Here is a 24,157-nt window from a genome sequence, read left to right as displayed (position 1 = left end):
GGGTTATCGGACTGGGCAGGCCCATATGTAACGTGGCCCTACCATCCCAGGTTGGAAGCACCTAGGAACAGTAGCTTAACATGTGCCGTACCATGGCGCCAAGTCGAGAGAATTTTGAATGGGGAGGGGCGGGCGGTCGTGCCAGGTTCCCGACCCAGCGGAACCCGGCCCGATCCACCCGCCTCACTGTTAATCGGAGTGCGGTGAGTGCCTCTCGTCGCGGGCTCTCAGCTCGTCGCGGAGCGCCCGGATCTCGCTTTCAAGCCGCTGTAAGTCGCCTTCCCGCAAGCGGGTAAGTTGGTCCTGGATCTCATCGAGCTGGCGCTGGACGTCCTGGCGGTAGACGCGGATCCGGTCGAGCTGCTCGCCGACCTCCGGCATCCCCGGCATGTCCCCATCGGCGCGCTCCATCCAGCGCTGCCCGCCGCGGGGAGCGATCATCGAGAATTCCTTGGGGCGTTTGCCCAGCGTCACCGAGAGCGATTTCCGCGTCCCGTTTCGGAGGACGACCACCGAAACCTTCGCGCCGGGCTGGAGGTCCCGGACCTGCGAGATCAGGTCGGAGGATTCGCCGATCGGATGGCGGTCCAGCTCGACGATCACGTCGCCTCGGCGGATTCCCGCATCGGCGGCGGGGCTCTCCGGCTCGACCCGGTTGATGAGCGCGCCCTCGGAATTCGGGAGATCCTTGGCTCTCTGAAGCTCACGGGTGATGTCCTGAACGCGGACGCCGAGATACCCCCCTTGAACCTGGGCTTCCTCGCTGTCGTCGTTCCTGCGAACCCGGATTTCCTTCCGCACACGGTCGGTGGGGGCGCCACTATCGTCATCCCGCACCCGATCCGAAGGGGCGTCATTGTCGTCGCCGCCCCGATAGACCCGGATTTCCTTCTTCGTCTGTGGGGTTGAATCCTCCTCGTCGTCCGGTGGATTGGCGAGCGCGGGGGAGGCAGCGAGGGCGAGGCAAAGGGCCCCGGCCGCGATGCCGGTGAGCGTCCAACGGCTACTGCTTGGCTTCATCATGACCTCCATGTTCCCTTGAGTCGCGTGGTGGGCCCGGCCTCACCTTCCCTCTACCGGGCGGGGGACGTGAAAGTTCCAAGGGGTGGAGCGGGCCGAGCTGCGGCGGGGTAACCAGCCCCGGTGGAGCAGGCTGGCGCTACTTCCCGGGGGCCATCTTGAAGCTGCTACACCTCTTGGGGAAGGCGCCGACCACCCCGCAAGAGGCGAGGGCCGCGGGCGAGAGGTCGCGGAGGTAGAAATTGCGGCTCGCGGGATCGCAGAAGAGCGGGTCGCCGACCAGCGTGTCGGCCGAGGGGAGCGCTCCGACGGCCTCTCCGCTCGGGTCATGGATCAGGTTGCATTGATATAGGGGGGATGAGCCGATGCCGGAGACGGCGCGCTGCCCCGCATCCACCACGAAGATGTTCCGTTTGATCTCGGGCGAGACGCGCTCGCTCCAGATCGTCGTGCCCTCGGTCGTCGCCGCGTTCTTGTAGAACGTGTTGCTCTGGACGAGCGGGTTGATGTTCGCGACGGCGCGGCCGATCAGCCCGATCGCCGAGCCGAACCCGAGCGCCGTATTGTGGTCGAAGATCGACAGGAGGAGATTCAGGCCCGACGTGTCCACGTTGAGCGCCCCGCTCGCCTTCGCGCTGTTCTCGATGAAATGGCAGTGCGAGACCCCCAGGCGGGATCCGTTCATCGCCGAAATCGCGCCCCCGGCGACCTTCGCGGAATTCGAGCTGAAATCGCAGTCGGCGACGGTGACCTCCGAGCTGTCCCCGTTGATGGCTCCCCCGGTCGCCGTGTCCGCCCGGTTTCCAATGAAGGAGCAGTTGCGGATCGGAAGGTTGGACGACGAGTGGATCAGGGAGATCGCGCCGCCCGAATAACCGGTGTTCTTCTGGAATTCACAGTTCCGGATGAGGGCCGCGGTGAAATTGAGCGAGACCGCGCTCCCTTGGTTCTCGCTGAACGTAAGCTCGTTCAGGTTGAAGTCGACCGATTCCCAAGCGGAGATCGCGCTCTCCCAGTTCTTCTCGAGCGTGCATCCGGCGAAGAGAAGGCTCGTGTCGCGGACGCAGTGGACGCCGCCGCCGGCGGGCGATTTGCCGCGGCGGATCGTGAACCCGACGACCGCGCCGCCGTTGACCCCCTCAATGTCGAGGACACGGACGCTGTCCCCGCCGTCCAGGATCGTGTTGTCCGAGCCCGCGTCGCCGAAGAGGACCAGCCGCTTCTTCACCGTGAACGGCCCTTGGTAGGTGCCCGCGGCCACCCAAATCGTGTCGCCGGGGGACGCCTCGTCGATGCCGGCCTGGAGCGAGCGGTGCTGTTTGGGAACGAAGATCCGCTTCGCCTCCGCCGGGTGGGCGGTCAGCGCGAGGATCGCCGCGAGCGCGAGGGAGAGGGCCGCCAGGCGGGCGGTGCCGATGCGGGCGCGGACGGGAGAGGTACGGGCGAACCCCCGGGTGCTATTTCCCAACCGGGAGTCCCTTCGCGCCTTGGTAGGAGCCCGCCACGACGAGCACGTAGGCGTTGGGGCTCAAATATTTTCCCGCGGCGGCCTTCGCGTCCGCGGTCGTGATGGCGCGGATAATCGAGGGGTAGCGCTCGATGTAGTCGAGGCCGAGGTTGTAGACCTCCGCGCTCAGAAGCTGGTTCGCCACCCCGGCGTTCGTCTCGAGGCGGACGGGGAAGATGCCGGTCAAATATCCCTTCGCGGCCTCCATCTCGTCGTCCGTCGGGCCCTCATTGTGGAAGCGTCCGACCTGCTCGAGCAGGGCATCGATCGTGCGGTCGACATTCGCGGGGTTGGTCCCGGCCCGGATCTGGATCGGCCCGGCGCCCACCCCGGCGAGCATGCTCGCGTAGACCCCGTAGACCAGACCTTCCTTGTCCCGGAGATTGTCCATGAGGCGGCTGGAGAGCGAGCCGCCACCCAGCACGTAATTCATCATCATGGCGGCGTCGTAGTCGGGCGCCGTGCGGGGCAGCCCGGGCACCGCCCAGACGACGTCGGCCTGGGATTTGCCCGGCATCTGGACGACCAGGTCCCTGGCCTCCTTCGGCGGATCGGCGTTCGGCACCTGGAAGGGGGGCGGATCGTGAAGCGTCTTCCAGTCGCCGAAGATCTTCTCGATCAGCTCCCCGGCGCGACTCGCGGTCACGTCCCCGACCAGGACGAGGGTCGTGGTGTTCGGCCCGTAGTGCCGGGCGTGGAACGAAGCCAGGTCCTCGCGCGTGATCGCGCTGAGGGTGGAGTCCGTCCCGCCCGGGTTCCAGTGGTAGGGATGTCCCTCGGGATAGAGAAGCTCGTTCGCCCGCCGCGCCGCGACCGACGAGGTCGAGTTCTCGGCGACCTTGTAGTCGATGATCAGCTCGCTCCGTATCTTCTCGACCTGCTCGGCCGGGAAGGCCGGGTTTCGGAGCGCGTCGGCGAGGACGCGGAGGATCTGCTCGAGGTCGCCCGAGAGGAGGTTGCCGGATAGGGAGAGCGTCTCCTGGCCGCCGTCGTAGCGCAGCGAGGCACCCAGGCTCTCGACCGCGGTCGCCTGCTCGAAGGCGCTCCGCGTCTTTGTCCCCTGGTCCAGCATCGAGCCCACGAACGCGGCGAGGCCGCTCTTGCCGGGTGGATCGTAAATTCCACCAGCCTTCACAATTCCCTGCAGCGCGATGGTTGGATTCGCATGGTTCTCGCGCACCAAAAGCGTCAAACCATTCGGCAAGACGCGGCGGGTCGGGGGTCCACTTCCGGCGCGCGGAGAAGAAATCGCGCCTGAAGCGGACCCCCGACCCGCCGCGACCGCCATATCGGATGGCGCATCGGGTGGCGCGCCTTGCGCATCCGCCTCCTGGCGATACATGTGGACAGGGGGGCAGGCCAGAAGTTCGCTGGAGCCGTGATTTCTTTTCTGCACGGCGAAAGCGAAGCTTCTGGCCTGCCCCCCTCCACCAGCATCACCAAGTGCCGAGTCTGCCGGCACCGGCTCGTACCACCCGACCGTGCGCGAATTCTCGACAAGGTACTTCCGCGCCACCCGCTGGATGGCTTCCGGCGTCACCGCCGCGATCTTGTCGAGATAGGTATCGAGGTACTTGTGGGAAGCCACCGTCTCGAAGTACCCCAATTGCTGCGCCAAGCTCCGGATTGAATCCTTGGCGTAGACGAATGAGGCCTGCACCTGCCGCTTTGCCCGGGCCAGCTCCTCCGGCGCGACCGGCTCCTTCTTGAGCCGATCGACTTCCTTATAGAGCCCCGCCTCCGCCTTCTCGAGGGTCGCGTCCGGGGCGATCGTCGCCTGCGTGATCAGAAGGAAGGGGTCGCGGGCCGTCTCGTTGGAGGCGTCGACGTCGGTGGCCAGCTTTCCGTCGACCAGCCCCCGGTAGAGCCGGGAGGTCTTGCCGTGGCCCAAGATCATCCCCAGGACGTCGAGGGGGTAGGTGTCCGGGTCGGTGATCGCGGGGTTCCGCCACGCGACCATCAGATACCGGGTGTCGCCGGGCTTCCGGATCTTGAAACGGCGCTCGCCCATCTGGGGCGGCTCGACGACCTTCATCTCGGGCGGGTCGGGCCCCTTCGGGATCTGGCCGAACGCCTTCTCCACCGAGGCCAGGACCTTCGCCCGATCCACGTCCCCCACGATCACCACGGTCGCGTTGTTCGGGACGTAGTACCGCCGGTAGTAGTCGCGGATCTGGTCGGTCGTGATCTGCTCGACGTCGGTGCGCCACCCGATGGTGGGCCAGTGGTAGGGATGAGCCTGGAAGGCCTGGGCGAACGTCTGGAGATAGAGCGCCCGGTGCGGATTGTCCTCGTTCCGCTCCAGCTCGGACCGGACGACGGTCATCTCCAGACGGTGTTCCTCATCCGGGATGAGGGCGTTGTGCATCCGGTCCGCCTCGAGCTGGATCGCCAGATCCAACCGGTCGCTCGCCAGGACCTCGAAGTAGTTCGTGTAGTCGAGCGACGTGCCCGCGTTGAAGGAGGCGCCGTTCCGCTGGAGGATGCGCGCGATCTCGCCCTTCCCGTACGTAGGCGTGCCCTTGAACATCATGTGCTCGAGGAGGTGCGAGATTCCGGTGATCCCGGCGCTCTCGTTTCTCGAGCCGACCTTGTACCAGACCATGAACGAGACGACCGGCGCCGCGTGCGTCTCTTGGATCAGCACCTTGAGCCCGTTCGAGAGCGTCGTCTCGTGTACGGGCGGCTGTACGGTCGCAGCTACGGCGCTGCCGCTCATGGTCGGTTTCCTTGGCTTGGATGTGCCGGCTTCGGCCGGCGGCGTGAAGGCAGCCCCGAGGAGCAGGGCGGCAGTAAGCGTAACACGCCCGATCATCCGTCGGCGCGCTCGAGGGTCGCGACGCACTCGATGTGGGGCGTGTGCGGGAACATGTCGACCGGCTGGACCCACGCGATCCGGTAGCGCGATTCGCAGAAGAGGCCGAGGTCGCGGGCCAGCGTGCTCGGGTTGCACGAGACGTAAACGAGGCGCGGCGCGCCCAGGTGAATGAGCCGGCTCACCACGCCGGGGTGAAGCCCCGCCCGCGGCGGATCGACCAGCACCGCGTCGATCGTGGGCCGCTCGAACGGGCGGCTCGAATCGCGCGGGCCGAGCCCGAGGCGATCGCGCAGGACCTCCATCGCCTCGCCGGTCCAGAAGGCCACGTTTCGAATCCCGTTTCGCTCCGCGTTCCGCTCCGCGTCTCGCACCGCGACCGCGGACGACTCGATCCCGATCGCCTCCCGCGCCAATCCCGCGATCGGGAGCGTGAACGTGCCGGTGCCCGAATAGACGTCCAGCACCCGCTCCGTCCCGGAGAGGGCCAGCCCCTCGAGGGCCGTCTGGAGCAGCCGCTCCGCTTGCTCGGTGTTCGTCTGAAAAAACGATGCCGATGAGATCTCGAAGGTGAGCCCGCCCAGCGACTCCAAGATCGTGGCGCTCCCCGCGAGCACGCGCTCCTCGTCCCCGATCGCGACCTGGGCCTTCCGCCGCGTCAGGTTGAGCAGGACGCTCGAGACCGCCGGGAAAGCCTTCTGGAGCGAGGCCGCCATCCTCTCGAATGCAGGATGGGGCTCCGTGGCCACCAGGTTCACCATGACCTGCCCCGTCCGGACCCCCTCGCGGACCATCACGAATCGGAGCAGCCCCTCGTGCCGTCGGGTGTCGTAGGGCTGGAGCTGATCGCGCCGCGCCGCCTCGCGCACGTGGGCCACGATCTGGCTCGAGATCGGCGTGGCGATGTGGCAGCGATCCAGGTCGAACGGCCGGTCGAAGAATCCGCGGCGGTGAAGTCCCAGGGTGAGGCGCCCCTCGGAGTCGCGGCCGAAGGAGTACTCCATCTTGTTCCGGTAGTGGTACTGGCTCGGCGCCTGGATCGCCGGCCGCGACGCGACGCGCACGCGGCCCAGGTGCGCGAGGCACTCCTCCACCTGGCGCTCTTTGTGGCGGATCTGCTCGGAATATTCGAGGTCCTGGAAGCGGCAGCCACCGCAGATCGCGGCGTGGCCGCAGCGCGCGTCGACCCGGTGCGGCGCGGGGCGAAGGATCCGCTCGGCGCGGGCCTCAGCGTACTGGCGCTTCTTCCGGTACACCGTCGCGACGACCCGGTCGCCGGGGAGCGCGTTCTCGACGAACACGACCAGCCCGTTGACGCGGCTCAACGCGCGCCCGCCGAAGGCGAGATCCTCGATCTCGAGCTCCAGCGTTTGACCGCGCCGGACCTCGGTCGCGCCGCGCGAATCGCGCCCCGCCGGATCCATCGAAGCGATAGGGAGGTGCATCACCGGAGTTTACAACAGGCGGCGCCCCATCCGAATGCGCTCGAGATGGAAACTCCGTTTGCCGATTCTTGCATGCGGGAACCCCATCCATCCACTCGTGGCCCGGATCGCCGGAATATCCATGCGCAACGCTTCGAAATTGAGGTTCCTCGCCTCTCCGACGGCGCTGGTCTTCGGGGCCGCCCTCGTTCCGGTCCTCGTAGCCGCCGGCTGGGCGCTCGTCGCCCTCTCGCACCACCCCGACAACGAGAGCGATCAGCTCGCCGCGCGCTCGTTGAGCCGCGCCGCGCCCGCCGTCGAAGAGGCGCTGACCCGCGAAGGGGAGGAGCTCGAGCGCCTGGGCGTCATGATCGTGAGGAATCCGCAATTCTTCGCCGTCCTGAATCTGCCCCGGTCCGACCGGGCGCAAGCCGACTTCAAGAACGCGCTCGAGAACGTGCTCCGCGATTTCCAGCGCGACGCCGACACGCCGATCTTCGAGGTGACGGACGAGACCGGCGCCCTCCTGGCGCGCGCGCTTGAGCCCGCGACCGGGACGACGGATGTCTCCGGCGCGCCCTTCGTGCGCACGGCGCTCGCGGGGCGCACAGGCCAGGGGTACATCGTCGAGAAAGGGAGGGTGTACCGCGTGGCCGCTGTCCCCGTCACCGCCGGCGGCCCGATCATCGGCGTCCTCTGCCTGGGCCGGCTCGTAGGGAACGAGACGGCGGAGCTGCTCAAATCCGCGATCGGCTGCGACGTGGCCTTCACGGTGAGCGACGAGATCCAGGCAACGACGCTCACGCCCTCGCCGCTTCGGAAGATCCTGGCCCAGCGGTCAAGCGAGCGGAGCCTGGCCGGCTCCCGTTCCCGCAAACCCAAGAACGGCGTGCCGCCGCCCGACTCGTTCGACGTGATCGGGATCGCGGGGGCACGGTTCGTCGCGGTGAGGCAGCCGCTCCAGGGGCAGTCGATCGGCGGCGAGCTGGCGTACCTCTTGATCCGGCCGGTCACATCGGTCTCGTCGCCGGTGGCCGCCATCCGGGACGAGCTTCTCTACGCCGGCAGCGCCGGGTTCCTCCTCGCGCTCCTGGGCGGAGCCTCCGTCGCGATCGTCACTTACCGCAGGCGCCGCCGCGCGGAGGACGCGCACCGGGCGGAGGTCCACCGGCTCACCGAGGTCAACCGCGTGCGGACGGGCTTCATCGCGAGCGCCTCGGAGGAGGTGCTGGAGCCGGCCAACGCGATCCGGACCGTCATCGAGCTGATCGAGGAGGGCGCGCTGGGCGAGCTGAGCGGTCCGCAGGTCGAGGGATTTATCTCCATGCGAAGCGGAGCGGAGAGGCTGATCCGGGCCGGAAACGATCTCGCCAACCTCTCGCTCCTCGACCGAAACGAGCTCGCGCTCTCGTTCGGGCCCGCCGACGTCGCGGGCCTGGTCGAGGACGCGGCCGTGGTGGTCGTGCCGATCGCCTCGGAGCGGAAGCAGTCGGTCATGATCTCCGTCGAGCCCCAGCTCGTTCATCCCCGGGTGGACCCCGGCCACTTATCCAAGGCCATCCTGAACCTCGCCCTGAACGCGGCCCGATTCTCCCCGGACGGCGGCCGGATCGAGATGGGGGCCCGCCGCATGGATCTGGGGATCCGCATCTACATCTCCGACACAGGGACCGAGCTTCCCGATGGCGTGCAGGGGACTATCCCGGAGCTCCACGACTCTGGGCGGACCGGGCTTGGCCTGGCCGTAGCACTCGGGATCGTGGAAGCGCACGGCGGCTCGGTCCATGTGTTGAGCCAGCCGGACTCCGGGAACATCATCACGATCGAGTTGCCGTACCCGAACCGCGACGTCGCCCCGCTCCAAGCCGAGGAGCCCCTGCGCCTCGCCAGCTAGGTGGGCCGGGCGCGGCGCGGGCCTCGCGCGGGCCTACGCGGGCCCTCGGCAAGCCCCAATCGACAACCCCCGCATACAGCCCGGTAAAAACTAAACGACACCCCTAAGGTCCAATCTGTAGGACGTTTACGGACAGCTGTAGGAACTGTAACAATAACTTTACAGAATCCGCCCTTTTCCGCAGCCTGAAATCCCCCAAATCGCAAACATTGCAACGCCGTTAACTATAGCTACCTCAACTGATTGGCTGAATCCAACCAAATCATTCGTGCAAATGGCACGGCGGCTGCTCTACCAGCCTGGCGTTAGCGGCCCGCAGATGGCGGGCGACGGAAACAGACCCAAACCCAATGAGGTGTGTGATGGCAGCTCTCGCGTTGATCCTGTTCGTCGTGACGTTCGCTGGTGGCGGTGGTGGCAAGGCTGGTTGGTAAGCAGTAGCTGAGAGAAGTGCCGGTGAGTAACCAGAGGGCTCGGTAAACCTGAACTAGATGGAAGGAGGTGGATGAGAGATGGCAGCGCTCGCGTTGATTCTGATCGTGATTTCCTTCGCTGGAGGCGGGGGAGGCAAGGCTGGCTGGTAGTACGGGGAATGCTGGACGGTAGCCAAGTCGGATACCGCCAGGGGGATGGAAAATAGCAGCACCCCCGTCGGGAGGGCGAACCCCGGCGGGAGGAATGGAACGGCAGATCGATGGGCCATCGGAGTACCCCCCTGGTGGCCCTTCGTTTTGCCGGGGGCAGGGATGCTACCGGGGGGGCGACTGGCCAGCGGCGGGGGCGTATGATACCGTGGCGGGTCGTCTCCCAGCCCCCACAGTCTCGCCCTTCGAGAGGAGCGCCGCCGCGTGAGCAAGCGACCGATGGCCGAAGTCGGCCCGATGCTCGAATGCGACGTCCCGCCGGAAATGCCGGTGCTCCCGCTGATGAGCACGATCGTTTTCCCGCTCGGCGTCACCTCCCTACAAGTCCGCGTGGAGCAATCGAAAGCGCTCCTCCGCGATTATTCCGACCCCGACAACCTGATCGCGCTCGTCTATAGCCCCGCCCGCCGGGAGCAGGACATCCGGCCGGAGGAGCTGAGCAAGATCGGCCTGGCCGCCCGCGTGATCCGCATCCTCAACATGCCGGCGGGAAACGTGCAGGTGACGCTCGAGGGATTGAGGCGCGTCGGGATCGATGAAATTCTGCGCACCGAGCCCTACTTGGAAGCCCGGGTGAGCTGCCCGGTCGAGAAGGCGGGGGATCCCGCGCAGACCCACGAGCTGGTGACCCGGATCTTGGGATCGCTCCGAACCCTCTCCCAGCTCGACAAGACCTACCCGCCGGAGCTCGACAACATCTTCAGCATGAACCTCGGCGACCCCGGCCTTTTCGCGGACACCGTGGCATCGATCGTGCGCGTGCCGCTCGAGACCAAGCGCCGGATCGTGGAGACCCTCGACGTTACCGAGCGGCTGACCGTCGTGGCGGAGGCGCTCGAGGGAGAAATCGCGCGGCTGAGCGTCGCGGACGACGTCGTCCGGCGCACCAGCGAGCAGATGGAGAAGGGCCAGCGCGAGTTCTTCCTGCGCCAGCAGCTCATGGAGATCCGCCGCCTCCTCGGCGAGGACGATCCCCAGGAGATGCTGGTGCGGGAGATCTTGGAGCGCGCGGAGGGTCTGGGGCTCCCGCACCACGTCATGGTCGTGGTGCAGGAGGAGACGAACCGGCTTCGCTACCTTCCGCCCGCCTCGCAAGAGTCGGGCGTCATCCGGAACTACGTCGACTGGCTCCTCTCCCTGCCGTGGTCGCGGCGGACGCCCACCGACATCAACCTGGACGAGGTCGCGCGCCGGCTGGACGAGGAGCACTTCGGCCTCGAGAAGGTGAAGGAGCGGATCCTCGAGTACCTCGCGGTCCTCAAGCTGAAGAACGACATGAAGGGCCCGATCCTGTGCTTCGCCGGCCCCCCGGGAACCGGCAAGACCTCGCTCGGCGACTCGATCGCGCGCGCGCTGGGACGCGTCTTCGTGCGCATGAGCGTGGGGGGCGTCCGCGACGAGGCGGAGATCCGGGGCCACCGGCGGACCTACATCGGCTCCCGCCCGGGGAAGATCATCCGTAGCCTCCGCGACTCGAACTCGAGCAATCCCGTCTTCATGATCGACGAGATCGACAAGCTGGGTCACGACGCGCAGGGCGATCCCGCCGCCGCGCTCCTCGAGGTGCTCGATCCGGAGCAGAACGCCCACTTCGTGGATAACTACATCGAGATCCCGTTCGGTCTCTCGGAGACGCTGTTCATCACGACGGCGAACGTGCTCGACTACATTCCGCCGGCGCTCCTCGATCGGCTCGAAGTGATCCAGATCTCAGGCTATATGGACGAGGAGAAGCTCGAGATCGCCCGGCGTCACCTGATCCCGCGCGAGGCCAAGGAGCACGGGCTGGCCGCGACCGACATCTCGTTCGACGACGCCGCGCTCACGAAAATCATCCGCGAGTACACGCGCGAGGCGGGCGTGCGCCAGCTGGAGCGCGCGATCGATAATTTCTGCCGCAAGGCCGCCCGTCAGCGGACCACCGGCTTCACCGGGAACTGGTCGTTCGTCGAAGCGGACGTCGAGAAGGTCCTGGGACCGCCCTACGTGCTCCCCGACCGGCCGGAGGGACAGGCCGAGATCGGCGTCGCGACGGGGCTCGCCTGGACCGCGACCGGGGGCGATCTCCTCCTGATCGAGGCGCTGAAGATGCGCGGCGCCGGGCGCGTGATCGTGACGGGCCAGCTCGGGGACGTCATGAAGGAGTCGGTTCAGGCCGCGCACAGCTACGTGCGCGCGCGGGCCGAGATGCTCGGGATCGATCCGAAGCAGTTCGACGATTACGACATGCACATCCATTTCCCCGAGGGTGCGGTCCCGAAGGACGGCCCTTCGGCCGGCATCACGATCGTCATGGCGATCGCCTCCGCGCTCGCGGAGGCTCCCATCCGGAACGACGTCGCGATGACCGGGGAAGTGACCCTGCGCGGGAAGGTCATCGCGGTCGGGGGCCTCAAAGAGAAAGTGATGGCGGCCTACCGGGCCGGAATCAAGACGGTGATCTTCCCGGCCGACAATCAAAAGGACCTGGTCGAGGTGCCGGAGCCGATCCGGGCGAAGATGACGTTCCTCCCGGTCGCCTTCGTGGACGAGGTCTTTCAGCACGCCTTCGCGGGGGTGGCCGAGCGGATCGCGGAGCTGGAAGCGCGCGCCGCGAAGCGGCGGGCGAGGATCGCCGCCAGGCGAAGGGCGAAGCGGGAGAAGACGGCGAGGCGAGGGAAGGCGGTGACGCGGCGAAAGCCGGCCGCTCGTGCGGCGCATCCGCGCCGCCTCGGCCGCCGGCCCCGCGCGCGCCGGGCCGCCCGCCCGCGATAGCTAGAGCGCCCTCGGCCTAAAGCGCCCTCCGCCTAAAGCGCCCTCGACGCCTTACCCGCCTGCGGCGAATCGATCAGGCTGAGCGACGCCAGCCAGGCCGCCGAAACCACGAACCCTCCCCGAACATCCGCGCTCGGCATCCACTCGAAGCACGCGAATGCCTGAAGCCCCGCGAGGGCGAGGAACACCGCTGTACGCCGGAGTAGCCCGGGAAGCAGCCCGCCCCATCCGACCCATCGATCCGTTCCCGCATCCGCCGAGCCGCCATCGGTTGCTCGAGCCTGCGCCGTCGCGCGCAGCGTGTAGCGATGGAGCGCGCCGAAGTAGAGGGCCGAGCCGATCAGGATCCCCTGCGGGAATTCGAGCCCCCACCTGCTCGGCGCCAGCCTCCAGAGCGCGAGCCCCACGGCGACCGACACGACATAGACCACCATCCATGCCCCTTTCATGGCATCGCCTTCTCAGAAGGCGCCCGCGGCGCAGCCCAGCGCGTGGAGAGCCACGCCGACCCCGCAACCGATCTGGGCGGCATAGGGATAGCCCGGCGCTATCGCCTGAGCAACCGACGAGCCCGCCGTGCATGCATCCTCGGCGCCGCCGAGGAAGCACGTGATGAACTTCACCCAGTTGAACTTCTCCGGTGCGAGCTGGGGCAGGCCGTCGACCCCGAGCGCATAAGAGCTTCCGTTCTTGATCCAGCCGATCCGGTCGCCGAGCCGCAACGGGCTGAACCCGCTCTCTAGGGCGGTCGGCTCGCGGCCCAGGATCAGCTCCTGCGCCTCGACCAGTTGCTTCCCGTCCCGCTCGAGAAGCGAGATGAAGACCGCGTGGGTGGAATCACCGTCCAGGATATAAGGAAGGATCGTGGCGCCGATCCGCGCGCCGCCCTTTTCGGTCCCCTCGGCGCGCACGGCGTAACGGAAGACGGGCGTGAGGCGCACGTTTCCTGCCCCCACGATCGCCCGCCGGACGAGCGGGCTCGACGCGGCGAGTTGGACCGCGCCATCCAGCGCGTCCCGTTCCATCACCCAGTGCGCCTCGACGATCTGCGGGCCCTCGCTCGGCGGTGGAGGACCGACCACGCGGGTCGATTCCTTCCGCCCGCAGCCGGCGGCGACCATGACGATGGGCAGGACGATGGCGATGCAGCGGAGAACTCTCATGACGGCACCCTCCCTGATGTTGGCGGCTTTCGCCGCGCTCCGTGGGCGCCGAGGTGGCTAGGGCGAGGTGCGGCACTGCATGATGTGTTCCACGGATGGGCGCGCAGTGCGTCGAACGTCATCATTGCATCAAGGGAGGATGAGCGCGGAGCGGTAGCGCGCGCTCACGGCGAGGCGCGGAGAATCGCGTCGAAGGTTCGACGCGTTAGAAAATTCCAGCGGGCGGCGCTATCGCAAGGAGGTGGACCCGAACTGCTATCGCGAGGAGGTAAACCCGAACTGCTGGCCGAATGAAATCTGCACGGACCCTTCGGTGTTCTTGTCCTCGGTCGGTCCCTTGAGCTCGACGCGATCGACGCGGCCCTCGACGGCGAAGGCGTTCTCCCCGAGCCCCGGCACGCGGATCAACGTGAGATGGAGCCGCCCCGTCATCCGTTTTTCCTTGTTCGTCGTGGAGTCGTATCGCCGGTCCAGATACGTGAAGAGGGGAGTGACCAGAAACTTTCCGCGCACCGCCTCCCAGCGAACCTCGACCGCGGCTTGAATGGTCTGGTTCGTGAGGCTCAGGTCTTTCAACTCCTCCCGCTCGATCCCGCCCGAGAGCGTGGTCGTGACGGTCTCCGACTCCTTTCGGGTGGAGACGAGGGAGCCCGACGTAACCACCCGCCGGGCGTTCACCCCGCGGTCGTCATCGAGGACGGCGATGTCCATGCGAGCCCGAGTCTGGCCGCCCATGCGCTCGCCGATCGTGAGCTCGCCCGCGGCCCGCGATTCGGTGAAGTTGGTATTCGGCCCTCGGTTTTGAATCCGGACCAAGGTCGGCGTCACGAAGCTGACCTGGTTCAGCTTGAGGCTCCCGCCGAACGTGATCTTGTCGACGTGGATCCTCGGGGCGGAGCCCACGTCCTCCGAGGGCTCTTCCCGGCGGTACGATCCGAAGAATCGCCAATCGGCGACACCGCGCGAGAGCTCGGCCGCTCCCCCTTTGCGGTCCGAGATCGCATACGGGTTCAGGGGGGTCGCGAGGTCGGGCTGATAGCGGAACGCCTCGGCCCGCGCGGCGAAGCCCGCGAACGCGCCCTTGAGCTCGCCCCGCACGGCCGTGCGGGAGCGCCCCGGATCCAAGCCTGGGATCGTGCGATGCCGGACCGTCGCGAGGTCGCCGAAGAGGGACCAATCGCTCGGCAGCTTCAGGTGTCCCGACCCGCCGTAGGTCGCGCTGGCGGTCGTCGCGGTCGCCCCCCCGCCGGGCGTTGCATCGTCGTGCGTGTAGCCGCCGTAAAGGGACGCGAGGAGGCGCTCTCCCCCGAACGCGCGCGATAGGCGGCCCGCGTAGAGGTCGGATCGAAGCGCCGCGATCGTGCCCGCCGAGGAGCGCGGCCGCGATTCAAGCGCCATGTAGCCCTGGAGATCGCCGAGCGGCGACCCGGACCAGACGGCCTGGGCGCTCCGGCGCGGGACCGGGCTCGCGAAGAGGGGTGCTCCCGCCGCGATTGCCGGCGTGAGATCGCCCCACTCGACCGACGCGCCTTCCACTTTATAGCCGACCCGCACCTGCTCCGGCGAGGCGCTCCCGTTCTTCGTATCGTCGAGGCGGAGGCGCCAGAGAACGTTCGCCTCGAACGCGCCCGTCTTGGTGACGCCGTAGCGGGCCTTCCACGCGGACCACGCGATGCCCGCCGCGTCCTCGTCCCGGAATGCGGATTTCCCCACGACGAGGTTGGTGCCGTCGAGAGAGAAGCGCGACAGGACGGGGGGAACGGTAATCACCGAGTCCGCCGCGGTCGGATGCCTCGGCGGCAAGTAAAGCCCGCTCGGAGGGGGAACGCAGAGGAACGTCATCGGCTGGGCGGCGACATGCTGCGGGGATTCGACCACGAACTGAAGCCGGTGCTCTCCCATGCGGCGCGACACGATCGGTCCCCGCGGCTCCACCGTGACGGGGTGTCCCGACTCCATGTAGCCCTCCTCCATCGCGACGGCGCTTCCGTCGAGATAGAAGACGGCGCGGAACGGCCCGGTTCCGATCCCGGTCACGACCGCACGGGCGCGCACCGTATCGCCGGCGGAGTAGACGGCCCCCGGAATCGGCTGCTCCACGAACGCCGACTGGACGACCACGTTTGCGGCGATCGCGGGCGTCACGAGCGCGGGCGTCATGGTGAGAGCGAAAATGGTGTCGCCGGAGGTGGCCACCAACGAGGAGAAGGCCTCGAAGGTGAGCGGCAGCCTGCTCTCGTCGGTTCCCTCGAACAGGACGCGGAGGCCCAGCAGGCCGGTCGAGGCGTTCCGGGCGAGATCCCTCGGGAGCGTCACCGGAACGCTCAGCAGCGCGGTTCCCAGCCGGGGCACTCGCTGCGCGACCGGAATCACCGTGGTCGAGAGCGGGGTCGCAGACGAGCCGCCACCCAGGGTCACGCCGGTCGCGGCCCAGAACTCGATCCGCGCCGAGGTGAAGGTGGCGGTGTTGTCGTTCAATTCCCGCACGCTGGCGGAGACCGGGACCGGCACCTCCGGGACCAGCGTGACCGAGGACAAGCCGGTCCCCGAAGGGAAGCGCTCGAGCCTCGCCCGGGGGAATACGCGGAAGTACCGGATGCCGCCCACGTTGTTCGAGGCGGTGCTGTCGGTCGCGAAGATCGTGTCGACGAGCATCCCGCACAGGTGGCCGTACGTCATCGGCTGGGTCGGATTCAGGAAGACGGTGTCACCGAGCGCCGACCAGGTCGGAGGGTCCAGATTGAGGTGCGGCTGCCCCATCGAGTCGAGGTCCACGACCTCGAAGGAGCCTCTCTTCTGAGTGGGCTGGTCGAATACGTAGTAGAGGGTCGCGTTCGACGGAACGCGCGTGTCGCCGTTCCGGGGATAACTGTCGAGGACTTGGGGATAGCTCGCGTTCACGTGCCGGGCGGCATTCGCGCTGGGCGGACCTGCAGCGAGCCCCGCCGCGACCGCGGCGACAAGGCCGATGGCCAAGGCGCGAACGTTCACGGCGTCGACACGATCGACGTGGGTTTGGCATTGCGAGACATCGGCCCTCGACCGTATCATCCGAGGTCTATGGTGTCAAGAAAGCGAGCCGCCGCAACGACTTCGAGCCGTCATGCACCCCCTGGAAAATCGTCCCGCCGTGTCCCGGTCGCGGTCATGGGTGCGACCGGGACCGTGGGGCAGCGCTTCGTCCAGCTCCTGAACGGGCATCCGTGGTTCGAGGTGGTCGAGGTCATGGCATCCGACCAGAGCGCGGGGCGTCCCTACGCCGAGGCGGTCGGCAGCCGGTGGAAGCTCTCGACCGCGATCCCGGACGCCGTCGCGTCGCTCCGCGTGAAGGGACCCAAGGCGCCGCTCAAGGCGCACCTCCTCTTCTCTGCGCTCGATGCCTCCGTGGCAGGGGAGCTGGAGGAGCACTACGCGCGCGCAGGGCACCTCGTCTCCTCGAACGCCCGCAATCACCGCATGAACCCGCTCGTCCCGCTCGTGATTCCCGAAGTGAACCGCGATCACATGGAGCTCCTCGAGCGGCAGTCGTACTCGAACGGCGGCGGACTTGTCACGAACCCCAACTGCTCCGCGATAGTCATCGCGATGGCGCTCGCCCCGCTCCACCAGTCGTTCGGGCTCGAAGCCGCGATCGCCACGACCTTCCAGGCGACGAGCGGCGCCGGCTACCCCGGCGTTCCCTCGCTCGACATTCTCGGAAACGTGATCCCGTTCGTCTCGGGGGAGGAGCCGAAGATCGAGACCGAGACCCTCAAGATTCTCGGACGCCTGGGCCCGAAGGGCGTCGAGGCGGCCGACTTCGCCATGAGCGCGCTCTGTCACCGCGTGCCGGTAATCGACGGGCACCTGGTGGCGCTGAGCGTGAAGCTCCGCCGCCGCGCCACCGAGAAGGAGATCCTCGCGGCGTGGCGATCGTTCCGGCCGCTCCGGAAGCTCGAGCTGCCGAGCGCCCCGCTCGATCCGATCGAAGCGCGCCCCGAGGACGACCGGCCCCAGCCGCGGCTGGACGCCGATCGCGCGGGTGGCATGGGCGTCACGGTGGGCCGGCTACGCCACTGCCCCGTTCTCGGCTGGAAGTTCGAGGCGCTCGCCCACAACACGATCCGCGGCGCGGCAGGAGCGGCGATCCTGAACGCCGAGATTCTGGCCCAGGGCGGCCGCCTCTAGGATGGCGACCTTGACCGCGGGGCGGGACATCGTGCTCGTACGCCACGGCGAGACCGACTGGAATCGGGAGAAGCGGATCCAGGGGAGCCTCGGGGCCTCGATCAACGACGCTGGGAAGGAACAGGCGAAGGGACTCGCGCGGCTTCTCTGGGAGGTGCCCCTTCAGGCCGTCTATTCGAGCACGCTGCCGCGGGCGATCGAGACGGCGTCGTACGTGGCGGGACCTCATTCGCTGGGGGTCATCACCGACCCGCGGCTCAACGAGATCCATCACGGAGAGTGGGAGGGCATCGCCGAGGCCGATCTCCCCGATCCGGATCGCTACCGGCGCTGGCGCGAGGACCCAAGCTCGTGCGCGCTCCCGGGGGCGGAGCCTCTCCAGGCCGTCCACGACCGGGCCGTCGCCGCGATGAAGGACATCGTCGGCCGCCACATCGAAGGCGAGGGACTGGTCGCCGTCGTCTCGCACCAGATCGTGCTCGCCCTTCTCAAGTGCTACATTCTCGATCGGCCGTGGAGCCAGGTACGGCGCCACGCGCTGAGCGTCGCTTCCTACGAAATACTGACGGTGGGCGAGGGATTCACGCCTCGGCCGTAGCGCGGAACCGCCAGTCACGCCCAAGGGTTCTATGAGGACCACGATGATCTTGAGCCGGCTCGCCTCGATGTTGATTCTTGCGTTGTCCGTCGCGTGGACGTCCCCCGGGTTCGCGACGACGTTCCGTCCGCTTCTCGCCGACACGACGTACCGCGACACCGATCCGGCTCCGTCGCCGGACGGAAAGTGGATCGCGTTCCAGAGCAATCGGGGCGGCTCGAGCCAGATCTGGGTCATGTCCACGCAGGGTGACCAGCTTCGCCGGGTGACCTCGGAGCCGGAGTCCTCGCAGGTGCCGGGCTCTCAGCGCATCGCCACGCGCGTGATGACTCCGAATTGGGCGCCCGACGGCAAGGATTCCGGTTGAAGGGGGCGAGGCGAAGCCGCTTTCCAGCGCCGCGGGAAGCCAGCGCTTCGCGGTCTACTCTCCGGACGGCTCGAAGATCTGCTTCCCGTCGAGCCGGCTCCAGCCGAATTCCCTCTATGGGTTCAACCTCTACGTCATGGACGCGAAGGGTGAGATCGGCGGCCCGCCGGCGAAGAGGCTCACGTTCAGCGGATCGAGCCCAGGTCATCCGGTGTGGTCGTACGACGGGAAATGGATCGCTTACGTGGCCAAGGATTTCGACACGACGAAGACCGTCAGCGTCGGCGGAGGAATGCAGGCGAAGCAGAGCGCCATGTTCTCCCAGTTCCGGGTATTCAAGATTCCGGCGGCGGGAGGCAAGGAGATCAAGCTCACCGGGCTCAAGGCGGGCGATGCGTACGAGGACACCTGGCCGTCGTGGTCGCCCAACGGGAAGCAGCTCGCCTTCGGCCGGAACTTGGGCGGCAAGCAGAGCATCTGGGTTCTGGACGTGGCGACGAAGCAGGCGTTCATGTTGACCGGGGACGGCAACTGCATGAAGCCGACCTTCTCATACGACGGGAAGTCGATCTACTACACCAAGCTGGTCAACGGGAAGGACGAGGACATCTGGGTCGCGTCGGATTTCACGACGGTCGCGCCGACCCGAAGATCCGCGGGGAAACCCAGGGCGGCGGCGAAGTAGAAGCAGCGCGCGCGCGCCCGCCGCCGGCGCGCCCCTACCGGACCACCAACGTCCCGGTCATCCCCTTCTTCATGTGGCTGTCCACCCCGCAATAGAAGGGATACTCGCCCGGCGTTGCCGGCGTGAACCGGACATGCTTCGTGCGGCGAAAGCTCATGAACCCCGCGCTCTTGTCGATGCGGATGCCCCCGTCGGCGTGATCGCAGGTGAGATTGTGCGGCGTGAAGAAATTCTTGAACTTGAGCGTCATCTCGACCGGCGTCCCCGATTGGACCACGACGCGGCTCGGCTTGAAGTAAAACGAGTGGACCTCCACCACCACCTGCTGGACCCCCGCCCCATCGGGCTTCGCGACGACCTCGGACACGGGAATTTTGGAACCCGAGGTACCGCATCCAAGCGCGGACACCAATGCGGTGGCGGCCGCTATTCGAACGAGCGAAGCACGAGGCATGCGTTGCTCCCTCCAAATCCGAATGAGTTTGAGAGCACCGTGCGCACGCTCGAGGCGCGGCCGGCTCCCGGGACATAGTCGAGATCGCAATCGGGGTCGGGCTGCGTGAGGTTTGCGGTCGCGGGCACGAACCCCTCCGCGATCGAGAGCGCCGCGATCGCCGCCTCCATCGCGCCCGAGGCGCCGAGGGCGTGGGCGTGCATCCCCTTCGTTCCGCTCACGGGAATCCGGCGGGCCCGCTCCCCGAAGACATCCTTGATCGCGCGCGTCTCGATCCGATCGTTGAGCGGCGTGGAGGAGCCGTGCGCGTTGACCAGCTCGATCTCCTCGGTCGAGAGCGCCGCGTCCTCGAGCGCCAGGCGCATCGCCCGCGCGGCGTCCCGGCCTTCAGGATGCGGCGCGGTCATGTGGTGGGCGTCGTTGGTCGTCGAGAAGCCGCAGACCTCCGCGTAGATCCGGGCGCCGCGTGAGACCGCGTGTCCCATCTCCTCGAGGATCAGGATCGCCGCACCCTCGGCCATGACGAACCCGTCGCGCCTCGCGTCGAAGGGCCGGGACGCCACCGCGGGGTCCTCGTTCGCGGTCGACATCGCGCGGATCACGGTGAACGCCGCGAAGGTGAGCGGCGCGAGCGGGGCTTCCACCCCGCCGGCGATCACCGCCGTGGCGATCCCGTCGCGAATCATGCGTAGCCCGTCGCCGATCGCTATCGCCCCCGACGCGCAGGAGTTCGAGTTTCCGATCGCGGGCCCTCTCGCGCCGAACTCGATCGCGACGTTGCACGCGCCAGCCCCCGCGAACACCCGGAACGCCAAGCTCGCGGGAATCGAGCGATGGCCGGAGCGCAGGAACGTGGCGTGATCCTCCTCGGCGCCGGGGACGCCGCCCAGGGCCGAGCCGATCGCGACCCCGAGGCGATCTCCCGCCACGGCCCGCGGGCCCTCGCCCACGGAGAGGTCCGAATCCGCGAGCGCGAGCCGGGTCGCGGCGATCGAGAACTGGGCGAACCGATCGAGGCGCGCGCGATGGCGCGGACCGATGTGGTCGGCGGGCTCGAAGTCCGCCACCTCGCCCGCGATCCGGGTGCGAAGCTCCGAGGCATCGAACCGCGTCAACTCGCGGACCCCGCGGCGCCCCGCGCGGACCCCCTCCCAGAATGCGTCCTTGCCGGTGCCGATCGGCGTGATGAGACCAAGGCCCGTGATGGCGACCCGATGGCGCGAGACGGGCGCGATCACGACGCCTCCGCGAGCGCCTTGAAGCGCTCGAGGGTCCGGCCCGCGATCGGGTCGATGAAGCCGCGGCCGATCACGTGCTCCGCCACCCAGCCTCCGATCCACGGCCACTTGAGATCGAGCTCGTGGGAAATGCGCGCGCGCGTACCGCCTCGCTCGGGCTCGAGCGTCCACGTCACTTCCATCCCGCGCGTCACGCCCCGCACGTGGCGGAAGTGGATGCGTCGCGTCGCGCGATCGGGCGTCTGAACCGCATGCCAGAAGACCGGGATCACGCCCCGTCGCGCGCTCATCGCCGCGAGCGTCTCACCGTTTTGCCGGCTCAGCACGCGCACATATCGATAGTGGGGAAGTCGCTCGGGCCAGCGGGGCAGATCGGCCACGAGCGGGAATACGGCGTCCGGCGGGGCATCGATCCAGATCGAGATCTCGGAGCGCACCCCTCGATTCTCCTCCCAGGCCGGGGAGAGTCAAGGGCCGTCATGCCCGAACGACGGTGCCGGAGGCCGTCATGCCCGAACGACCGTGCCGGGTCCGATCGAGCGGAGGCTCGGCAGGCCGGCGAGCGTCATCGCGAGCACGAGCTCGGCGCGGAGCATCTCCAGCGCGCGCACGACGCCCGGCTTTCCGCCTGCCGCGAGACCCCAGAGGACCGGGCGCCCGACCAGGACCGCGCGGGCGCCGAGCGCGAGCGCCTTGATGATGTCGGTGCCGCGGCGCACGCCGCCGTCCAGGTAGACCTCCACGCGGCCCGCGACCGCTTCCACCACGTGCGGCAACGCGGCGAGCGTCGGCTCGCAGGCGTCGAGCTGACGCCCTCCGTGGTTCGACACGAGGATGGCCGCGGCGCCGGACTGAGCCGCGAGCGCGGCGTCCTCGCCCGAGATGATGCCCTTCACGACGATCGGGAGCTTGGTCTCGCTCCGAAGCCAGGCGATCGCGTCCCAGGTGAGGGTGGGGTCCAGAAGCGAGCTGGCGTATGCCGCGAACGCCGATCCGCCCGCCGGCGTCCGCGGCATCACGCTCCGGTTCCCCTCGAAGTTCATCATCCGGATGCCAGGAGGCAGCGTGAAGTTGTTGTGCACGTCGCGCTCGCGCTGGCCGAGCTGCGGCGTGTCGACGGTCAAGCAGAGGGCGCTGTACCCGGCGGCCTCCGCCCGGTGCGCGAGATCCCGCGAGATGCTTCGGTCGGGCTGCACGTAGAGCTGAAACCAGAGGGGTCCCGTCGCGGCCTTAGCGATCTCTTCGAGGCTATGGGTCGCGATCGTGCTCGCGACCATGATCGTCCCCGCCTCGCCCGCGGCGCGTGCCGTCGCGAGCTCGCCGTCCCGGTTCGCCATGCGCTGATAGGCGGTGGGCGCCACCATGACCGGCATCGTGATCGGAGTTCCGAGCGCGGTGGTCGTGATGTCGATCCGGCCGACATCGACCAGGGCGCGCGGCCGGATGAAGATCTTGTGAAAGGCGTCGCGATTGCCGCGGATCGTCTGCTCGTCCTCGGCTCCGCCCGCGTAGTAGTCGTAGACGGCCCTGCTGAGGCGCCGCTTCGCGATCGCCTCGAGGTCCTGGACGCAGGCGCACGCGGCGAGGGCGGACGCGGTGGCGCGCGGGGTGGCGGCCTTGCGGCGCGCACGAGCCTTGCCCGCGGAGCGCTTCTTCTTCCGGGTCGCCACGGCCCCTTACTTGGACCGCGCGCCGGATCTTGGTCCGACGTGCCTTCTCATCTTCGCCGCGACCGTGTCCACTCTCACGCCCAGCTCCTTGCCGATCGCGTCCCACGCCATCCCGCCCCTTCGCAATTCCACGACCTGCTCGGGAGTGACGCCCGGCTTCTTGCTCGCGCGCGCGAATCCGTATGCCATCGCGACCTCGCCATATCCCAGGCCCCAAGCGGAGTGCTGCGCGCGGAGCGAATCCGGCGAGGCTCCAAGCTGCTTCGACAGGCGGTCGAGCACCGCTTCCTCTCCCTCGGGAGTGCTTGCCTCGGCGTTGATCCTCGCCACCATCTTCTGGATGCGTTGGAGCGACGTTTCCTTGGCGCCGACGCGGGAGCCGGCCGCCGTGACGGGCGTGCCTTGGCTGAAGGCGGGTGCGGCCGTGAGGAGGAGCGAGGCCGTTGCCGATGCGGCGATGGCGACGGCGGCGAGATGGAAACGCAGGGCGCTTGGTCGGAACATGTGGGGAGCCCTCCTGGGTCGCGGGTGCGAAGGCCGCGCGGGTGGCGCGGCTCGATCGGAACCCGGCGACTCTATCGCCCCACACACCTCAACGCAAGAACGCCACCTTGTGGCTCGACTGTCCGTCGAGCGTCTCGATCCTGAAGAAGTAGACCCCGCTCGGCACGGCCACGCCTCGATCGTCCCGCCCGTCCCAGCGCACGAGATATGGACCCGGCTGCGCGGAATTGTTCAGGAGCGTTCGCACCAGGGCCCCGCGCACGTCGAATACCCGTGCCGTCACCGGTCCCGGGCTCGCGGTCTGGAAGGAGATCGCGACCTCATGGCCGACCGGATTCTGCGAGACGATGTGGGCCTCGAATCCGTCCTTCGAGCCCCTTCCCAAGGGAAGACCCCTCTTGCCCCGGCGGCCGACCGCTCGCACTGCCTTGTCGATCTGGATGAGGCCGTAGCCGTAGGTCGAGTCGAACACGCCCGTCGTACCGAACGGATTGATCGCCGTGTCGCGGAGCGCCTTCTCGATCGAGTTCTGGTTCTTCACCCCGAGGGACATGAGCAGGGCGACCGCGCCGGCCACGTGCGGGCTGGCGCCGGAGGTGCCGAAGAAGATGAACACATTGAAGGAATCCGGATTCGCCAGCGAGCCGGTCGATCGGAAGGGCTTGATGCTCATGACCGCGACCCCGTCCTGGACGTGGTCGCCGTTCAGCTCCGTGAAATCACCTCCCGGCGCCATGAAGTCGAGCGTCGGGCCGTAGGAGGAGTAGGAGGCGCGTCGCATGTCGACGTTGGTCGCTCCCACGGCGATCACGCCGGGAAGCCCGGCGGGGAAGCTCACCTCCGAGAAGTCGAAGTTCCCGGTCGCGCCGACGAGGATCGAGCCGCGGCGCTGGGCGTATCGGACCGCGTCCTTGAGCGGGTTGAACAACGCGACCAGCATGCTGTCGGTAAAGCCCAGCGTCCGGAGCAGCGAGAGCGGCGGATAGCCGAGGCTCAGGTTGATGACGTTCGCGCCATGGTCGGCCGCGAAGCGGATCCCCTTCACGATGTTGTCCGATTCCGCGTTGTCCTCGTGGTCGATCACCTTGACCGGAAGCAGCGTGACGCCGAAGGCGACGCCCGCGCTCCCCGCCGTGTTGTTCGCGGCGCCGGCCGCGATCGTGGCGACCGAGGTTCCGTGGCAGTTGTCGTCGTTGGGGTGCGCGTCGTTGTTGACGAAGTCCCACCCGGGCAGGAACGGCCCCGGAAGCTCC

19 protein-coding genes and 1 pseudogene are annotated in these 24,157 nt (G+C 67.9%); 7 read left to right on the top strand and 13 right to left on the bottom strand.

The annotated features are described in order from the left end of the window. Nucleotides 1–189: 189 nt before the first annotated feature. The 4 genes from E6K79_07485 to rlmD all read right to left on the bottom strand — a co-directional run bounded on the left by E6K79_07485 (nucleotide 190) and on the right by rlmD (nucleotide 6,790). Nucleotides 190–1,032, bottom strand: a complete 843-nt coding sequence (locus E6K79_07485; GenBank protein TMQ64543.1) for a PDZ domain-containing protein — start codon at nucleotides 1,030–1,032, stop codon at nucleotides 190–192. A gap of 127 nt (nucleotides 1,033–1,159) precedes the next feature. After that, the gene (locus E6K79_07480) at nucleotides 1,160–2,488 is read right to left on the bottom strand and encodes a hypothetical protein (protein TMQ64542.1); all 1,329 of its coding nucleotides are present in this window, start codon (nucleotides 2,486–2,488) and stop codon (nucleotides 1,160–1,162) included. Further along, the gene (locus E6K79_07475) at nucleotides 2,478–5,342 is read right to left on the bottom strand and encodes an insulinase family protein (GenBank protein TMQ64541.1); all 2,865 of its coding nucleotides are present in this window, start codon (nucleotides 5,340–5,342) and stop codon (nucleotides 2,478–2,480) included. The genes E6K79_07480 and E6K79_07475 overlap by 11 nt, the downstream gene beginning before the upstream one ends. Then, on the bottom strand, nucleotides 5,339–6,790 hold the full coding sequence (rlmD, locus tag E6K79_07470) for a 23S rRNA (uracil(1939)-C(5))-methyltransferase RlmD (protein ID TMQ64540.1): 1,452 nt from the start codon (nucleotides 6,788–6,790) through the stop codon (nucleotides 5,339–5,341). The genes E6K79_07475 and rlmD overlap by 4 nt, the downstream gene beginning before the upstream one ends. Before the next feature lie 31 nt (nucleotides 6,791–6,821). Here rlmD and E6K79_07465 point away from each other — a divergent pair, with 31 nt between their 5' ends. Further along, the gene (locus E6K79_07465) at nucleotides 6,822–8,660 is read left to right on the top strand and encodes a HAMP domain-containing histidine kinase (protein ID TMQ64539.1); all 1,839 of its coding nucleotides are present in this window, start codon (nucleotides 6,822–6,824) and stop codon (nucleotides 8,658–8,660) included. Nucleotides 8,661–9,508: 848 nt separating this feature from the next. Then, nucleotides 9,509–12,058, top strand: a complete 2,550-nt coding sequence (lon, locus tag E6K79_07460) for an endopeptidase La (protein TMQ64538.1) — start codon at nucleotides 9,509–9,511, stop codon at nucleotides 12,056–12,058. A gap of 32 nt (nucleotides 12,059–12,090) precedes the next feature. Here lon and E6K79_07455 read toward each other — a convergent pair whose 3' ends face one another. The 3 genes from E6K79_07455 to E6K79_07445 form a co-directional block, all read right to left on the bottom strand. Next, on the bottom strand, nucleotides 12,091–12,507 hold the full coding sequence (locus tag E6K79_07455; GenBank protein ID TMQ64537.1) for a hypothetical protein: 417 nt from the start codon (nucleotides 12,505–12,507) through the stop codon (nucleotides 12,091–12,093). 12 nt (nucleotides 12,508–12,519) lie between these two features. Further along, complete coding sequence (locus E6K79_07450) at nucleotides 12,520–13,221, bottom strand: hypothetical protein (protein ID TMQ64536.1); 702 nt, start codon at nucleotides 13,219–13,221, stop codon at nucleotides 12,520–12,522. 255 nt (nucleotides 13,222–13,476) lie between these two features. Further along, nucleotides 13,477–16,212 carry a hypothetical protein gene (locus E6K79_07445; GenBank protein ID TMQ64535.1) on the bottom strand — a complete coding sequence of 912 codons (2,736 nt, stop codon included), beginning with the start codon at nucleotides 16,210–16,212 and terminating at the stop codon, nucleotides 13,477–13,479. A gap of 69 nt (nucleotides 16,213–16,281) precedes the next feature. Between E6K79_07445 and asd the strand changes: the two genes are divergently transcribed. The 5 genes and pseudogenes from asd (at nucleotide 16,282) to E6K79_07420 (ending at nucleotide 19,038) form a co-directional block, all read left to right on the top strand. After that, nucleotides 16,282–17,388: an aspartate-semialdehyde dehydrogenase gene (gene asd / locus E6K79_07440; protein ID TMQ64534.1), complete on the top strand. Its 1,107-nt coding sequence runs from the start codon at nucleotides 16,282–16,284 to the stop codon at nucleotides 17,386–17,388. 1 nt (nucleotide 17,389) lies between these two features. Further along, nucleotides 17,390–17,986, top strand: coding sequence for a histidine phosphatase family protein (locus E6K79_07435; GenBank protein TMQ64533.1), 597 nt, complete (start codon nucleotides 17,390–17,392; stop codon nucleotides 17,984–17,986). A gap of 31 nt (nucleotides 17,987–18,017) precedes the next feature. Beyond that, complete coding sequence (locus E6K79_07430; GenBank protein TMQ64532.1) at nucleotides 18,018–18,353, top strand: hypothetical protein; 336 nt, start codon at nucleotides 18,018–18,020, stop codon at nucleotides 18,351–18,353. Continuing rightward, nucleotides 18,322–18,450: pseudogene (locus E6K79_07425) on the top strand (hypothetical protein). Before E6K79_07430 ends, E6K79_07425 begins: the two are co-directional and overlap by 32 nt. A gap of 39 nt (nucleotides 18,451–18,489) precedes the next feature. Continuing rightward, on the top strand, nucleotides 18,490–19,038 hold the full coding sequence (locus E6K79_07420; GenBank protein ID TMQ64531.1) for a hypothetical protein: 549 nt from the start codon (nucleotides 18,490–18,492) through the stop codon (nucleotides 19,036–19,038). A gap of 34 nt (nucleotides 19,039–19,072) precedes the next feature. Here E6K79_07420 and E6K79_07415 read toward each other — a convergent pair whose 3' ends face one another. The 6 genes from E6K79_07415 to E6K79_07390 form a co-directional block, all read right to left on the bottom strand. Then, nucleotides 19,073–19,492, bottom strand: a complete 420-nt coding sequence (locus E6K79_07415) for a hypothetical protein (protein ID TMQ64530.1) — start codon at nucleotides 19,490–19,492, stop codon at nucleotides 19,073–19,075. After that, nucleotides 19,465–20,730, bottom strand: coding sequence for a beta-ketoacyl-ACP synthase II (locus tag E6K79_07410; GenBank protein ID TMQ64529.1), 1,266 nt, complete (start codon nucleotides 20,728–20,730; stop codon nucleotides 19,465–19,467). Before E6K79_07410 ends, E6K79_07415 begins: the two co-directional genes overlap by 28 nt. Then, nucleotides 20,727–21,167, bottom strand: a complete 441-nt coding sequence (locus E6K79_07405; protein TMQ64528.1) for a hypothetical protein — start codon at nucleotides 21,165–21,167, stop codon at nucleotides 20,727–20,729. Before E6K79_07405 ends, E6K79_07410 begins: the two co-directional genes overlap by 4 nt. Nucleotides 21,168–21,236: 69 nt before the next feature. Further along, nucleotides 21,237–22,400, bottom strand: a complete 1,164-nt coding sequence (locus E6K79_07400; protein TMQ64527.1) for an alpha-hydroxy-acid oxidizing protein — start codon at nucleotides 22,398–22,400, stop codon at nucleotides 21,237–21,239. A gap of 6 nt (nucleotides 22,401–22,406) precedes the next feature. Beyond that, nucleotides 22,407–22,904, bottom strand: coding sequence for a hypothetical protein (locus E6K79_07395; protein ID TMQ64526.1), 498 nt, complete (start codon nucleotides 22,902–22,904; stop codon nucleotides 22,407–22,409). A gap of 88 nt (nucleotides 22,905–22,992) precedes the next feature. After that, on the bottom strand, nucleotides 22,993–24,157 hold a 1,165-nt coding region (locus E6K79_07390; protein TMQ64525.1), incomplete at its 5' end, for a T9SS type A sorting domain-containing protein.

Source organism: Candidatus Eisenbacteria bacterium, assembly GCA_005893305.1.
Taxonomy (GTDB): Bacteria; Eisenbacteria; RBG-16-71-46; order SZUA-252; family SZUA-252; genus WS-9.
Note: the sequence above shows the minus strand (reverse complement) of the source record. Positions and strands in the feature narration are given on the sequence as shown.